This is a genomic window from Microcoleus sp. PH2017_08_TRC_O_A, from assembly GCF_020738665.1.
Classification (GTDB): Bacteria; Cyanobacteriota; Cyanobacteriia; order Cyanobacteriales; family Microcoleaceae; genus Microcoleus.
The window spans coordinates 47,536-61,648 of the sequence record NZ_JAEQCE010000051.1; the positions used below are offsets into that span (position 1 = coordinate 47,536).

Sequence of the window (14,113 nt, forward strand, 5' to 3'; positions counted from 1 at the left end):
CAGAGCCATTCATAAATCAAATAGATTCTATGACAATCCCAGAATTAGAAGCACAACTTTTGGCCTTAACGCCGATCGACAAAGCTGAGGCCATCAGCATCTTAACCCAGAGTTTGAAAAACAGTGGCCGCCCGATCGCAAAAACTCCCGGTGCGATCGGCGGTGATGCTTGTATTGACAAAACTCGCATTCCCGTTTGGTTACTCGCCAGCTATCGCAATGACGGCGCTACCGATGCTTTTATCCTAGATTGCTATCCCCATCTCAGTGCTGCTGATTTAGTAAATGTTTGGGCTTATACTGAAGCTTATCTAGATGAAATTGAGTCAGCAATTCGACAGCAAGATGAGGCTGACGAAATTTAGCGAGTAAGGTGCATCAGCTATTGAAGCCCTCATAACTCGCTAAATTCTTATCTTTCCGACTGCTGCACCTCCAACCAAGCCTGCAAATCCGGCATAGTAGCAAAATCCAACAGCGCCTCACTCAAATCTTCGAGGACTAGCAAGGGCAGATTGGCAAGGCGCGATCGCATTTCCTCAGAAATTTCTTGCCGTAACCGACGGGTTAATAGTCGAACAATCAGGGCACAGGCTTCTGCCTGCCGTCCTTCCTGCCGTCCTTCCGCCTTAGCTTCTTGATAGAATCTCGTTTCCTGTAATGTAATTCCCAACATCGATTCCACCTCAGCTCGACTCAACGATGTAAATTTGTACGACAAAATAGTAGCTAATAGGTCTATTATGTCACGACCTGCTGCTGGTGGAACTTCTTGCTGCACTCGGCTCAGCAAATATCTTGCTTCTGCTGGTGCTTGAGTCTCCCCGACAGTCGTCAACACCATCAGCGCAATTCCCAAAGGCAAAGCGCGAATATCCCCCAACTCATCCAAGCACACCCGATGCACTTGATTGCTGTTGAGCAAAGCTCGATAAGGATAAACATCGCTTTGTTCGGCGCTGCGAGATGGATAAATCACTACAGCTTGCCAATCCCTGTACCGACTGCGATTGCGGTAAAAGTATAAAAACGATTCGCCAAACAATCGTTCGTAAAGCTGTTCGTCTTTCTGAAACTGAACTTCACAAAAATAGACAATGCCCGGTTCCTCAGATTCTGGGGGCAAAAATACGCCGTCAATTTCAAACTTAGGTTCTTTGACTGCAACCGAGTCAAAGCGATAATTGGCAGCATTTGCTGGAGTTGTCGCTAGTAGATCGAACAGCAAAGTGGGCGCTTGTCCGAACAGTTTGTAGAATATGGAATCCCGCCGCATGAAAGATTTGCAAATAAAGAGAGACAAATTAATACTACTGCATAATGGTTTGCCAAAAATATGCGATCGCCCTCTATCGAAATCTCGAAATATGCGTTAGCGAAGCCCTCGAAGAGGATCGCCCTTAATTCAAATTTTATTAAAAGTTCGATCTACAAAAACCGAAGCCCTAAAATAACAAAGGCTCGTTAATGAGCCTTCGCCAAAATATAAATCTTGGTATTCAGAACGTCTTTACCGGAATTCCTCGACCCTCGTGGGTAACGGGATGTCATGATTAGATCATGTCTGCTGCATCCATGTCTTTAATATAGTTCATGGTTTAGATATGGGTCAATTTTTACCCAGAAAACGATGAATATTTTCCAGTGTGGGCAATTTACGGTATAGTATGCTTTCTATTTCTGGATTACCGCAGTTTTTTCGTTTGGTCGATCGCGCATATCGTCTTTTTGGTGGCTGAGGAGATTTTAAACCAACGCGAGGTAGGGATAGGGTGGGTTTGTGCGATCGATCTTGGGCGATCGAAATTTGTGATAAACTTTCAAATCCAATCTAAAATCTAGATTGTGCTTTTGGACTATCAACCAAGCAGTAAACAAGCCTTATGACTTCACAAGTACAACTTGAACAGGTAAAGCCGGAGCTAGTTTGGCGATCGCATGATGGACTGTCTCACCTTTATCATGGCGATACTTTGGAACTCATGGCTTTGCTGCCTGCTGAAAGCGTAGACTGCATCTGGACGGATCCGCCTTACAACCTTTCCAATGATGGTATTACCTGCGTTGCTGGTCGTATGGTCAAGGTAAACAAGGGGGAATGGGATCGCAGTCAAGGTGTTGAACTAGACCATGAATTTAACAAAGCATGGTTGGCTGCTTGTTATCGGCTTCTTAAACCAACTGGTACCATCTGGGTAACGGGTACTCTCCATGTGTATCCATCAGTCGGATTTGCTATGCAGCAGCTTGGCTTTCGTATTCTCAATGACATTATTTGGGAAAAACCTGCTCCACCTCCAAATCTGGGGTGCCGCTGTTTCACTCATTCAACAGAACTAATACTATGGGCAACAAAAGCACGTAAAGGAAAAGAACGTTACACATTCAATTATGAGGAAATGAAGGCTGAGAATGGCGACAAACAGATGAAGAATGTTTGGCGAATGTCTACTCCTGGCAAACATGAAAAACTCTATGGTAAGCATCCGACACAAAAACCTATTGAACTTGTTGCGCGTTGCCTTCGAGCAAGCACAAACCCAGACGATCTAGTTTTTGATCCTTTTTCCGGTTCTTCCACAACTGGAGTTGCAGCTTTATCATTAGGGCGAAAATTTATTGGTTGTGAAGCAGATGCGGGTCATGTTGAACTCTCGATTAAACGCTTAACCGGAAGTACCCCGACCGGGGATAACTTCGGTTTAATTAATCCCAGTCAAGTAGAGTTACCAGTGGCATTTAAGTAAGGTTATCTATGGAGAGAGTAGAGGCAATTACAAGACTCACTACATTGGTAGGTCAAGATCTTCGACAACTAGCAGATCAATACCGTATAACGGTTTGGAGTAAAGAAGATAAGAAAAACAAGGGTTGGGCTGGGCATACAATTGAACGCTACTTGGGATTAGCCCTTAACTCATCTCGATCGCCTAATTTTGGTAGTTGGGAGCTAAAGCTAGTTCCACTAATACGTAAACGAACAGGAGAACTCAGAGTCAAAGAAACGATGGCAATCACGATGATAGATCCAGTAGAGGTGGAAAACAAAGAATTTGAGGAAAGCCATCTCTTCAACAAACTACAGAAAATGGTTGTTGTTGCACGGGTATTTGAGAGCCAAGCAGATAATTGTTCTTTTGTGCATTCAGTAGCTTCCTTCGATCTTGATAATCCTACAATTTACGAGCAAGTGAAAGCAGACTACAACCTTGTTCGGGAAACAATTATAACTCAAGGGTTTTCAAGTCTTAGTGGAAAAATGGGCAAACTTGTGCAGCCAAGAACTAAGGGGCAAGGGCATGGCAGCACCTCTCGTGCTTTCTACGCTCGAACTAAGTTTGTCGCACATATATTAGGAGAGGGGTATTCTGTTCCACTGCCTGTCAAGCCTTAACCTATTTTTGATTGGCACTGCTAATTAATTAAGTGTCTAAATGACATGAGGCTGCTATAACTTTAGCGTTAATTAAGGTAAAAATTCGATCGAGTTCGAGTAAACTTGCTAATTCTACAACCTCTTCTGAAGTTAAAAGATTAGCCTTTTTTCTCTCGGCTAATTCTTCCAATCTGGCTTGCAGGTTTTCCGTAAATTTGAATAAGTAAAGATTTCTGACTTTCTGCATCGAAATCTCGCTATCTATCCAGTAAGAAGGTTGTACCATAAGTTCAGATATCATGGTGATTCAATTACTCGAATTACTACATGGATAGTCTTGATCATATCATTAAAACAAAATGTTCCGATGCCACGGTTTCTACAACCTGGATGTGAATCAATATTAACCTGCTGTTGCCAAAGAACGAACAGTTAAGATTTCATCAGGGCGGAGAACTTCTACAGTAGAGATAGGGACGGCTATAACTGTAAGAGACTCACCAACAGCATTAAATACTTCCAACAGACAGCCTTCTTCACCACCACTAGGATGAGGAACAAAATCAACCAATGTGGCAATATCTCCTGCTCTGAGTTGATATTCTGGTAAGTCACGAGTTAAAGCAACTTCCTGATATAGCTTTAGAATCATCTTAATTCTCCTTAAAAGGTTGTAGCGTCACAAACTGAAATTTTCCATCAATCCGTCGTTGCAGCCAAATTGTAACGACAGATAGGTTTATACCATTTGTACCAACGAGTTCTCCTACAACTCGATAAAAGATTCCATACTCGTTATTCCTCTCTTCAATCGCCTCACCTACTCCCACAACTGACTGGATGGCTGCTTTCAGCGCTTCTGGGTTTTCTGAGGTAAATCCAGCCCGTGCCAAGAATTTTGACTTATCATTTCTGGCTTTGTGTACCAGCAGATAACCAGTTATCTTATCGTCTGGGATGACCGCATCTTTTGGAATCTTCACCCTGAAATCTCTCCATCCTTTTATTTTGCTCGTGCAATACAGCAGCCAAAAAGTTTCTATTTCTTCGATAACGCATCATCCAAAAGAAATCCGTGAGTTTTGTAGGGACACAGCACTGCTGTGTCCTTACTAATTTCAACGTCTCCTTACTAATTTCACTCTGTTTTCTTCTTACTCGCCGTAGCAGTCGTCGCCTTCTTAGCAGTGGTTTTCTTCGCAGCGGTTTCCGACTTTGCCGCAGTAGTTTTCTTCGCCGCCGTTTCCGATTTCGCCGCAGTGGTTTTCTTCGCAGTAGTCGTTTTCTTCTCAGCAGTTTCCGACTTCGCCGCAGTAGTCTTAGTTGACTTCTTCGACTTGCTAGATTTACCGCCGCCCGCAGCTTCCTTCGCTGCTAACAAATCCAGTGCTTTTTGTAAGGTGAAATTCTCCAGAGATTCATCCTTAGCCAAAGAAGCATTGATATCCCCATGTTTGACGTAGGGGCCGTAGCGGCCGTCGTAAACATTGATGAGCTCTCCCGATTCTGGATGCGCGCCCAATTCCTTCAATGGTGTCGTTGATTTGCTGCCGCGCACGGCTTTCGGTTGCGATAATAACTCTAAAGCCCGATCGAGCGTTATAGTCAAAACATCATCAGGAACCTTGATCGATCGATAATCCTTACCAACCTTACCCTGGTCGTGTACCACATAAGGGCCGTACATCCCCAAATTAGCCTGCACCTTCGCCCCCGTATCCGGGTGAGTGCCCAACAACCGAGGTAGAGTCAACAAACTCACCGCCATATCAACCGTCACACTATCCTTATCCGTCCCCTTCGGTAAAGAAGAACGCTTCGGTTTCTTGTTCGTTTCCGAAACATCCCCCAACTGAACATAGGGGCCGTAATTGCCAATCAGCACATAAATCGGTTCCCCAGTGTCCGGGTGCAGACCTAATTTTTCTGGCCCTTCCGTCTTTTGCTTTAACAGAAACTCCACTTTTTCCGGGTCTAAATCTGCCGGAGTCAAATCCTGGGGAATCGATGCTTTCACCTGGCCTTCTTCGTTTTCAGATTCGAGGTAAGCGCCGTATTTACCGATGCAAACTTTTGCCGTGATATTCTCCAATACCACAGTTCGAGCAACTTTCGCGTCAATCTGACTTTCCTGTTCCTTAACTTGGGTTGCGAGTCCCGTTTCCCCTGTATAAAACTTTTGCAAATACGGCAGCCATTTCGCCTCGCCGGTGGCAATTTCATCGAGGGTTTGTTCCATGCGGGAAGTAAAACCCGTGTCTACTAAGTCGGGGAAATGTGTTTCTAATAAAGTCGTGACGGCGAAAGCGGTGAAGGTCGGAATTAGCGCGTTAGCTATTAATTTCGCGTATCCTCGATCGACAATTGTACCGATAATACTCGCATAGGTACTCGGACGGCCCACACCCTCACTTTCCAACATCTTCACCAGAGAAGCCTCCGTGTAGCGGGCGGGAGGTTGAGTTTCGTGTCCCACAGCCTCTACATCCTTGCAATTAGGCTTATCCCCCACCTTCAGCGCCGGCAAAATCACCTCCTGGTCTTCCAGCGCCGCATTCGGGTCATCGGAACCTTCCACATAAGCGCGCAAAAAGCCCGGAAAATCAATGCGTTTCCCGCTGGAACGGAAACCGGCATCTTCCACCTGAGTTAATACCGTGACGTGAGTTTGGCGCGAATCTGCCATTTGAGAAGCCACTGTCCGCTTCCAAATCAAATCGTAGAGGCGGAAATCAATCCCATCCAATCCCGTTTGCTGCGGCGTCCGAAAAGTGCTGCCGGCGGGGCGAATAGCTTCGTGGGCTTCCTGGGCACCTTTGCTTTTCGTCGTGTATTTGCGCGGTTGGGGGCTGAGGTATTCGCTACCGTACAGTTCTTGCACGCAACTGCGGGCGGCCGTAATCGCCTGTTCGGACAAATGTACCGAATCCGTCCGCATATAGGTGATAAAACCGCGTTCGTACAAACTTTGGGCAATTCGCATGGTTTCCCGCGCACCCAGTCTCAGCTTGCGGTTAGCCTCCTGCTGTAAAGTCGAGGTCGTAAACGGTGGCGACGGTTTGCGGGTGACTGGCCGTTCTTCGATATTACCGACAGTCCAGGGTTTGTTTTGAATGCGTGCGAGTAAAGCCCGCGCCTGTTCTTCGTTCAGCAAAAGTACGCGGCGGCCTGCGGTAATCTGTCCGGTATTTTCATCGAAATCGCTACCGTTGGCAACTTTTACATTCCCGACTGTCACGAGTTTGGCATCAAAGGAAATTTTGCTTTTTTCCAAAGTTGCTTTCAAATCCCAGTAGCTACCTTGGCGGAAAGCGCGGCGTTCCCGTTCCCGGCGTACCAACAGCCGTACTGCGACTGACTGGACTCGCCCTGCGGACAAACCCCAGGCGATTTTCTTCCACAGTAGCGGAGAGAGGGTGTATCCGACGAGTCGATCGAGAATTCGGCGAGTTTCCTGGGCCTGTACCACTCGATTGTCGATATCGCGGCAGTGAGTTAGGGCGTCGCGGATAGCTTCGCGGGTGATTTCGTGAAACACCATCCGCTTGATGGGAACTTTGGGTTTGAGGATTTGCAGCAAATGCCAGGAAATGCTTTCGCCTTCCCGGTCTTCGTCAGTGGCTAGAATCAGTTCTGTGGCGTCTTTTAGCGCATCTTTGAGTTCTTTAACAATTTTCTTTTTATCTTTGGGGATGACGTAAAGCGGTTCAAAATCTGCCTCCACGTTGACGCCGAGTTGCGCCCATTTTTCACCTTTAACGGCTTCTGGTATTTCTTCGGCGGAGGATGGGAGGTCTCGGACGTGGCCCATAGATGCCTCTACCCGGTACGTAGAGGGCAGGAAGTTACGAATGGTACGGGCTTTGGTGGGAGATTCGACGATAACTAAAGTTGACATGGCATCTTTTTATATATGGATGGCGGCGCAGTTAGAGTGTCTAATTTACAGAGTGTAGGTCGGATGTCAAGGCTTAGGGGAACTTTAGGGGATGATTTCAAATTACCTTAATGTTTAAGTTACTGCCGATCGGGTTGCAGGTCACAAGCTGATGGGATTTTACTGCTTTTGGGGCAAAGACCAGGAACCCTTGTCTCTGCAAGATGCACGGAATGTCTCTCACCTGACTCTAGCAGAATTGGCGGTAACTGGATGCTGAGACTGCTGGATGCGGGCGGATGGTTCCTCTGTTGTAGATTTGAGATTTGAGATTTGAGATTGGGCAAGATTTGATGGTTTCCCCGCAAAAAAGACTTGAAATGCGATCGAGAATTGGTCAAATAGTCGATCGCACTCACCAGCTAACATCAGATATTGTGGACTAATTCTTGATACCATTTTGCGATCGCGTTATTATAAACACTAGGCAAGATGACGTAAATCTTTGATTAATAGAACAACCGCAGATGTCAGGCAGATAGACACAGATTAACGCAGATATAACTGACAATTTTTATTATTCTTGTGGGATGGGCGTCCCGCCCGTCCAGAAAGAAGGGGCTCTTCTGGCCCATCCCACTTTCAAGAGTGTAAGTTATTAAATTTTCGTTCCTAACATTGGACATAATTCGGAAGTTGCATCAAGAACTCGGGGTGCCGGCTGAAATTTTGATCCAGCCATATCAATCGATACAAACCCCTGCTTAAGTATTTTTGTTTACTGCGGATCGAATTTCATCTGCACCGCAAATTCAGCAACTTCTGTCAGGCTTTAGTTGGTCTCAAGAGATAACCTTGAGATAGCCAAGGAGGATATTTTGTGAATGTAAAAGCTTTTGATGCCTATCGCTGTAGATTTTTGAAATTACTTGAATACATTGATGCCAATCTTGAAGAAAATCTCAGTGTAGATAAACTCAGTATTGTTGCTGCGTTCTCAAAATATCATTTTCACCGACAATTTTCTGAGTTTTTAGGAATCGGCGTCTACAAATACGTCCAGTTAAATCGCTTGAAGCGCGCCTCTTATCAGCTCGCATTTCGCGATCGCCCAATCGTCGATATCGCCCTCACGAGTGGCTACGAAAGCCCTGAAGCCTTTGCTCGTGCATTCAAAAAGAGCATAGCACAAACTCCTTCTGAATTCAGAAAGCAGCCGCAATGGGAAAATTGGCACGCCACTTACCAACAATTAAGCGAACTGAGGAACCAACACATGAAATCCGATACATCCGCCGAACAAGTCAAAATCGTCATCTTCCCAGAAACAAAAGTTGCAGCCCTCGAACATCGGGGAGATCCGCAACTAATCGGCAATTCTGTCCGCAAATTCATCGAGTGGCGCCAGCAAAATAATCTGCCTCCCAAGGTGAGCAAAACTTTTAACATTGTCTACGACAATCCAGCCGAAACCGCGCCGGAAGACTATCGCCTGGATATTTGTGCAGCCACGGATCGTAATATTATAAATAACTCATTCGGGGTGATGAGAAAAATTATCCCTGGAGGTCGTTGTGCCGTACTGCGGTATACTGGTTCTAACGACAATCTTGGTGCAGCAGTAAGATATCTTTACTCCGAATGGTTGCCGCAAAGCGGTGAAGAACTCCGAGACTTTCCACTATATTTTGAGAGAGTCAGTCTTTTTCCAGATGTACCAGAATCTGAGGCGATTACTGACGTGTTTCTACCGTTAGAGTAGTTCAGCACTTACGCACTGGTGGTCAGAAACCGGGTTTTTTACGAAAATCCTTCGCTGTAGTCCACAGATTGACTAAAAAACCCGGTTTCTTTGATGGTGGTGCATCCAGGACTGTAGTTGAGTGCAATTAATGCCAAATCTGGGTAAACATCCCCTTGATGTCAATATTATTCGTAGGGTGCGTCGCCATCGACAATTCTAGCTATTGACAACGATTTAAGTAGCGACGCACCACGCCAGATAGTAAAGGGGATAACTAACCCCGATTTGGGATAATGCCAATTTGAAAAAATTTTGCTACAGTCATTAATTATAGAGAAATTATCTGTTATGTGCATAACTCCCCGCCGGACACGGCAATGCCGTTTCCCTACAGATGATATCTTCTAATTTCATCGTTTTATAGCTAAAAAAATATGGCATTTGAATTCGACCATCTCTTCATCTTAACTGATATTGGTGCCCCGGAAGCCGATCGCCTTTCATCCCTCGGTTTAGTCGAGGGTTCGTCTCGCATTCACGTTGGACAAGGTACAACCAATCGCTGTTTCTTTTTCCATAACGCGATGTTGGAACTGTTGTGGGTGCGCGATCCAGAGGAGGCGCAATCTGAGCCTATTTATCGGACTCGTCTGTGGGAGCGATCGACAAATCGCAATAATGGCGCCTGTCCCTTCGGCATCTGTTTGCGTTCAACCACAGGTTCTGAGGACACAGTAGCATTTTCTAGTTGGGCCTATCATCCGCCCTATTTACCTGAAACAATCAGCATCGCGGTAGCCACAAATAGTGATAATTTAACTGAGCCGATGCTGTTTCAAACTCCCTGGGGAAAACGTCCAGATTCATCCTCTACTGAGAAATTACAGCCCCTGAATCACGGTGTTGGTTTCCGCGAAATTACTCGTGTAGAATTAGTAAGTCCTGCTGCGAATAATCCGTCACCAGAACTGCAAGCAGTAATTGATACAAATCAGGTCAAGTTAAGGAAAGGAACCGAGTATTTTCTGGAGCTAGGCTTTGATGGAGAAGTGCATGGTAAACAAGTAGATTTTCGACCGGGATTGCCGCTGATTATCAGTTGGTAATGTCAAGTTGCAAGCTAACAGTGGACATCTTCCATTCATTCCCAACTAATCTAGAAATTATCTACATTTATTTGTGTTTATCTGCCTTTAATCTGCGGTTCATTTATTAATCAAATATTTATGCAATCTTGTTTAACGATCTCTATAAGCTGTAGGAGTCATCCCCGTCAACTGCCGAAACTGTTTGCTCAAATGGCTGTGGCTGTTGAACCCACATTCTAAGGCAATTTCCGCGATCGATCGCTCTTTTTGCTGTAACAACTCCTTCGCCCGTTCGATCCGTTGTTGAAGCAGATACTGATAGGGAGCTATTCCCATCGCCACTTTAAACATATGGCTAAAATGAAACTGACTCATCCCCAGGAACGCAGCCAAATCAGCGAGCTTAATGTCTTGACTTAGATGTTCGTTTATGTATTCCAAGACTTGCAACAATTGACGCTGAGGTAAACCGCCCTCGTAAATTGTCAGGCGAGGTTTGGTAGTAAAGTATTGTCTGAGCAAATGCACTGCTAGGATATTTGACACCGACTCGATATAGAGATTTGGGCCTAAATTTTGCTGTTGCAGTTCTGAAAGTAGCATAAAGCTGATCGACTCAATTTGTCGATCGCGCATCCGAAATTCCGGCAGCAATTCCTGGCGATCTGGATTCATGTCAAAAGCTTCTCTGGCAACACTTTCAATGAAACCAGACGCAATTTTAATCTGCAAATAGCGATCGTCACTATCCCAACGCGCAAACAACGGCATCCTTGCAGGCGTGATGGAAATATCACCTTTCCTGTAAAGCCCTGCATAGGTTTTTTCTCCCTGGATTTGCAGCAAACGGACTGGACGAGGTGCAAGGGACAAATTAATTGTATGTTCATCACCGCCATCATAGTTGCACTCACCCGGAGGTTCATAGAATTGCTCGACCAAAATATGCTTCCAACCCAGGCTTTGGCTAGATAAATTGTGCAAGCTACTTGCTTCAGGTTGATGAGTCGCTGGTGGCTCCATGATATAAACCCAACTCGTCTCGTTTCTATTGTACTCGCTGTTCGATAATTGCTCTCAAGTCTGGCTACAAAAAATGTTTGTTATTTAACCCCATGTGGGAGGTGCGTCGCTATAAAATTTTCCATTTTACTTGAGAGATTGTCGATGGCGACGCACCCTACGGCTAATTTTAACTGCCGTTATTCCTATACCGCCCAGAGCAAATCCTGGAACGAAACACATTCAGAAAGTTAACATAATAACTGATAAGGATTAGGAGATACTTTCATGAAAACACCTTTTACTGGCGGTTGTATGTGCGGAAATATCCGCTACGAATGTTCAGCAGAACCAATTGTGATGGGGAATTGCCACTGTCGCGATTGCCAAAAAGCGACAGGTACTGCATATGCTGCTGCGATGCTGGTTCCTCGAAATGCAGTTGCGATCGCAGGTGATGTCAAATACTATGATGTTACGGGCGATAGTGGGGGAATTGTCGGTCGTGGATTTTGTCCCAACTGTGGTGCGCGATTATTTAGTAAACCACCAAATCCTGAACTCATGGGCATCATGGCAGGCAGTCTTGACGAGCCGAGCTGGTTTGGGCCGACAATAGATGTTTACGCAGCTAGTGCCCAACCGTGGGATTATATGAATCCAGATTTGCCTAAATTTGACCAAATGCCGCCACCAAAGAATTCAAATGCGGTAGATTGAATCAATTTTTGGTGAAGGTGCTGCCGCTACTGATTCTTGCTGTTAGGTTTCAGAAGAGCGTTGACAAATGTATAACACAAGTTCATATCAATAGTGCATGAATAGGCGACTAATTAATTGCATTTCCAAGCTCTCACTTCTTGAAATTATCTGCGTTTATCTGTGTTCATCTGCCTATCATCTGCGGTCGAGCAATCAATCAAACATATGTGCAATTGCTCGTATATTGAATTGTCATTCCTTAGCAACAGTCGGGAGTCCGACGTGGTGACTTCGCTCGATCGAGTCATTTCATCGATCACCCGTGTACCTCAATCAGGATTTTAGGATTGCTGGACTTCGCGCAACCGCCGATCGAGAAAACGGCGTTCGCTATCATTCGTAACTAGCGCCAGTGCTCTCTCATAGCTCTGTGCCGCTTCTGCTGATGCTCCCATACGGCGCAACAAATCGGCCCGCGCAGCGTGAAACAGGTGATAGCCATCGAGTTCGGGACCGATCGCATCCAGAAGCGCGATCGCAGTTGGCGGCCCATCTACCATTGCGATCGCCACCGCCCGATTCAGCGACACAATTGGCGATGGCTGTAAGCGTTCGAGCAGATTATAAAGCTGAACAATCTGCTGCCAGTTTGTCTCTTGGGCCCGCACCGCCCGACAATGCACGGCTGCGATCGCAGCTTGCAAAGCAAACGGCCCGATCCCGCCACGGAATGCTTCCTCAACCAGCGGCAGCGCCTCGACAATCTGTGCCCTGTTCCAGCGACTGCGATCTTGCTCTTCCAGCAGGATCAGGTCGCCAGACTCATCCAGACGCGCATCGCACCGCGAGTCGTGCAGCAACATCAGAGCCACCAGAGCAGTCACTTCCGCTGGCGGTTGCGGTGCCATCAACATCCTCACCAGTCGCCCCAGCCGGATCGCTTCGGCGCAGAGATCCGCTCTCACTATTGTCTCGCCATGCGTCGCCGCATAACCTTCGTTAAAGATCAAATAGATCGCCGTTAGCACCGCTTCCACGCGATCGGGCAAATCCTTCGTCTCCGGCACTGTGTAGGGAATGCCCGCGTCACGAATCTTGCGCTTGGCGCGTACCAGCCGCTGCGCCATCGTTGCCGTGGGTACGAGAAACGCCCGTGCGATTTCATCCGTCTCCAGGCCACCCAGCAAACGCAGCGTCAAAGCAACCTGAGCCTCGATCGCCAGCGCGGGGTGACAGCAGGTGAAAATCAACCGCAATCGCTCGTCGGGGATTTCGCCGATATCGTCATCGATTTCTTCGATAGTTTCGATCGACTCAGAGGCAGCATACACTTCAAGTTTTTCGGCGAGTCGCGTCCGCCGTCTGAGGCGATCGATCGCCTTAAATCGAGCTGTTTTAATCAGCCACGCGCGCGGGAGATCGGGGATTCCGGCAGTCTGCCACTGCTTCAGTGCAGCCGTAAAGGCTTCCTGCGCCGCCTCTTCGGCTACGTCGAAATCTCCAACCAGTCCGATCAATGTGGCGACGATCCGACCCCAGTCCGATCGATAAACGGAGTCAATGGCTTGGGTTACGTCTGGTTTTGCGTTTGGCATCACAACCTGATGAGAAAAATTTTTGGCGAGGTGTCGATTTGAGCGATCGCCCTTCGACTTACTTACACAGACAAACAACGGAGGTCAATCAAGATCCTAACCTGATATCAATTCCGGTGGTATCGGAATGATTTACCGCAGAGGACACAGAGGACGCAGAGGGAGAGAAGAGAGAGATGAATACAGGACGATGAAAAGCGGAAGTAACCTGACGAGCAAAATTTTTTGGCGAGGTGTCGATTTGAGCGATCGTCGTTCGACTTAGGAACGAAAATTTAATAACTTACACAAAGAAAGTGGGATGGGCGTCCCGCCCGTCTTTTCTGGACGGGCGGGACGCCCATCCCACAATAATTAAAATTTCATTCCTTACTGATACAGGGAAACAACGGAGACAAACCGATGAAATATTTGCTGCTGATTTACATGGAAGAAAACGCCATGAACCAGACCGATCGCGAACATTGTTATGGAAAATCCACACAGCTTGCACAAGAACTCCATGCAAAAGGGCAGTTTTTGTCGGCAGCCCCGCTGCACCCTGTAGCGACGGCGACTAGCGTCCGGGTGCGCGACGGCAAACAGCTTGTTACCGATGGCCCGTTTGCAGAAACTCGCGAACAACTCGGCGGGTTTGAAACTGTAACTTAATTTATGGACAAAGCTACCCATCCTTGACTATTTGGGTAGCTTTGTCCGCAACTCGGGCGATCGCACGAGACTATTTGC

At 46.6% G+C, this 14,113-nt stretch carries 15 protein-coding genes; 7 read left to right on the top strand and 8 right to left on the bottom strand.

What is annotated here, in order from left to right; genetic code table 11:
- Positions 1-29 precede the first annotated feature (29 nt).
- Positions 30-365 (top strand): DUF433 domain-containing protein, encoded by a 336-nt coding sequence (locus JGK22_RS18710; RefSeq protein ID WP_293187019.1) that lies wholly within the window; start codon positions 30-32, stop codon positions 363-365.
- Positions 366-412: 47 nt separating this feature from the next.
- On the opposite strand, the gene JGK22_RS18715 is transcribed toward JGK22_RS18710, so the two are convergent.
- Positions 413-1,276, bottom strand: coding sequence for an Rpn family recombination-promoting nuclease/putative transposase (locus JGK22_RS18715; RefSeq protein ID WP_293219595.1), 864 nt, complete (start codon positions 1,274-1,276; stop codon positions 413-415).
- Between the two features lie 607 nt (positions 1,277-1,883).
- Between JGK22_RS18715 and JGK22_RS18720 the strand changes: the two genes are divergently transcribed.
- Both JGK22_RS18720 and JGK22_RS18725 read left to right on the top strand, forming a co-directional pair.
- Entirely contained in the window at positions 1,884-2,747 is an 864-nt protein-coding gene (locus JGK22_RS18720; protein ID WP_293187017.1) for a site-specific DNA-methyltransferase, read from the top strand.
- An 8-nt stretch (positions 2,748-2,755) separates the two neighbouring features.
- Positions 2,756-3,394 carry an MvaI/BcnI family restriction endonuclease gene (locus tag JGK22_RS18725; protein ID WP_293187016.1) on the top strand — a complete coding sequence of 213 codons (639 nt, stop codon included), beginning with the start codon at positions 2,756-2,758 and terminating at the stop codon, positions 3,392-3,394.
- 28 nt (positions 3,395-3,422) lie between these two features.
- On the opposite strand, the gene JGK22_RS18730 is transcribed toward JGK22_RS18725, so the two are convergent.
- The 5 genes from JGK22_RS18730 to JGK22_RS18750 all read right to left on the bottom strand — a co-directional run bounded on the left by JGK22_RS18730 (position 3,423) and on the right by JGK22_RS18750 (position 7,712).
- A complete protein-coding gene (locus JGK22_RS18730) occupies positions 3,423-3,677 on the bottom strand; it encodes a hypothetical protein (RefSeq protein ID WP_293192487.1) in 255 nt (84 codons plus the stop codon).
- Positions 3,678-3,779: 102 nt separating this feature from the next.
- On the bottom strand, positions 3,780-4,028 hold the full coding sequence (locus JGK22_RS18735) for a DUF4926 domain-containing protein (RefSeq protein WP_180274614.1): 249 nt from the start codon (positions 4,026-4,028) through the stop codon (positions 3,780-3,782).
- Between the two features lies 1 nt (position 4,029).
- A complete protein-coding gene (locus tag JGK22_RS18740) occupies positions 4,030-4,359 on the bottom strand; it encodes a DUF6883 domain-containing protein (RefSeq protein ID WP_293187014.1) in 330 nt (109 codons plus the stop codon).
- A 155-nt stretch (positions 4,360-4,514) separates the two neighbouring features.
- On the bottom strand, positions 4,515-7,274 hold the full coding sequence (gene topA / locus JGK22_RS18745; protein ID WP_293313389.1) for a type I DNA topoisomerase: 2,760 nt from the start codon (positions 7,272-7,274) through the stop codon (positions 4,515-4,517).
- A gap of 219 nt (positions 7,275-7,493) precedes the next feature.
- On the bottom strand, positions 7,494-7,712 hold the full coding sequence (locus JGK22_RS18750) for a hypothetical protein (RefSeq protein ID WP_293187012.1): 219 nt from the start codon (positions 7,710-7,712) through the stop codon (positions 7,494-7,496).
- A gap of 421 nt (positions 7,713-8,133) precedes the next feature.
- Here JGK22_RS18750 and JGK22_RS18755 point away from each other — a divergent pair, with 421 nt between their 5' ends.
- Positions 8,134-9,015 (top strand): AraC family transcriptional regulator, encoded by an 882-nt coding sequence (locus JGK22_RS18755; protein WP_293208179.1) that lies wholly within the window; start codon positions 8,134-8,136, stop codon positions 9,013-9,015.
- Between the two features lie 416 nt (positions 9,016-9,431).
- On the top strand, positions 9,432-10,103 hold the full coding sequence (locus tag JGK22_RS18760) for a hypothetical protein (RefSeq protein ID WP_293208176.1): 672 nt from the start codon (positions 9,432-9,434) through the stop codon (positions 10,101-10,103).
- A gap of 132 nt (positions 10,104-10,235) precedes the next feature.
- Here the strand turns inward: JGK22_RS18760 and JGK22_RS18765 are convergent, their stop codons facing one another.
- Positions 10,236-11,108 carry a helix-turn-helix domain-containing protein gene (locus JGK22_RS18765; RefSeq protein ID WP_293208174.1) on the bottom strand — a complete coding sequence of 291 codons (873 nt, stop codon included), beginning with the start codon at positions 11,106-11,108 and terminating at the stop codon, positions 10,236-10,238.
- A gap of 267 nt (positions 11,109-11,375) precedes the next feature.
- Here JGK22_RS18765 and JGK22_RS18770 point away from each other — a divergent pair, with 267 nt between their 5' ends.
- Complete coding sequence (locus tag JGK22_RS18770; RefSeq protein WP_293187007.1) at positions 11,376-11,807, top strand: GFA family protein; 432 nt, start codon at positions 11,376-11,378, stop codon at positions 11,805-11,807.
- Between the two features lie 323 nt (positions 11,808-12,130).
- Here the strand turns inward: JGK22_RS18770 and JGK22_RS18775 are convergent, their stop codons facing one another.
- A complete protein-coding gene (locus JGK22_RS18775; protein ID WP_293208172.1) occupies positions 12,131-13,384 on the bottom strand; it encodes an RNA polymerase sigma factor in 1,254 nt (417 codons plus the stop codon).
- Between the two features lie 402 nt (positions 13,385-13,786).
- Between JGK22_RS18775 and JGK22_RS18780 the strand changes: the two genes are divergently transcribed.
- Positions 13,787-14,035: a YciI family protein gene (locus JGK22_RS18780; protein WP_293208169.1), complete on the top strand. Its 249-nt coding sequence runs from the start codon at positions 13,787-13,789 to the stop codon at positions 14,033-14,035.
- The last annotated feature ends 78 nt before the right edge of the window (positions 14,036-14,113 follow it).

What these genes read in the sequence shown, in the direction of transcription:
- JGK22_RS18710 (WP_293187019.1), top strand. Translation starts at nt 30, where the DNA reads ATGACAATCCCAGAATTAGAAGCACAACTTTTGGCCTTAACGCCGATC.
- JGK22_RS18715 (WP_293219595.1), bottom strand. Translation starts at nt 1,276, where the DNA reads ATGCGGCGGGATTCCATATTCTACAAACTGTTCGGACAAGCGCCCACT.
- JGK22_RS18720 (WP_293187017.1), top strand. Translation starts at nt 1,884, where the DNA reads ATGACTTCACAAGTACAACTTGAACAGGTAAAGCCGGAGCTAGTTTGG.
- JGK22_RS18725 (WP_293187016.1), top strand. Translation starts at nt 2,756, where the DNA reads ATGGAGAGAGTAGAGGCAATTACAAGACTCACTACATTGGTAGGTCAA.
- JGK22_RS18730 (WP_293192487.1), bottom strand. Translation starts at nt 3,677, where the DNA reads ATGATATCTGAACTTATGGTACAACCTTCTTACTGGATAGATAGCGAG.
- JGK22_RS18735 (WP_180274614.1), bottom strand. Translation starts at nt 4,028, where the DNA reads ATGATTCTAAAGCTATATCAGGAAGTTGCTTTAACTCGTGACTTACCA.
- topA (WP_293313389.1), bottom strand. Translation starts at nt 7,274, where the DNA reads ATGTCAACTTTAGTTATCGTCGAATCTCCCACCAAAGCCCGTACCATT.
- JGK22_RS18750 (WP_293187012.1), bottom strand. Translation starts at nt 7,712, where the DNA reads ATGGTATCAAGAATTAGTCCACAATATCTGATGTTAGCTGGTGAGTGC.
- JGK22_RS18760 (WP_293208176.1), top strand. Translation starts at nt 9,432, where the DNA reads ATGGCATTTGAATTCGACCATCTCTTCATCTTAACTGATATTGGTGCC.
- JGK22_RS18765 (WP_293208174.1), bottom strand. Translation starts at nt 11,108, where the DNA reads ATGGAGCCACCAGCGACTCATCAACCTGAAGCAAGTAGCTTGCACAAT.
- JGK22_RS18770 (WP_293187007.1), top strand. Translation starts at nt 11,376, where the DNA reads ATGAAAACACCTTTTACTGGCGGTTGTATGTGCGGAAATATCCGCTAC.
- JGK22_RS18775 (WP_293208172.1), bottom strand. Translation starts at nt 13,384, where the DNA reads ATGCCAAACGCAAAACCAGACGTAACCCAAGCCATTGACTCCGTTTAT.
- JGK22_RS18780 (WP_293208169.1), top strand. Translation starts at nt 13,787, where the DNA reads ATGAAATATTTGCTGCTGATTTACATGGAAGAAAACGCCATGAACCAG.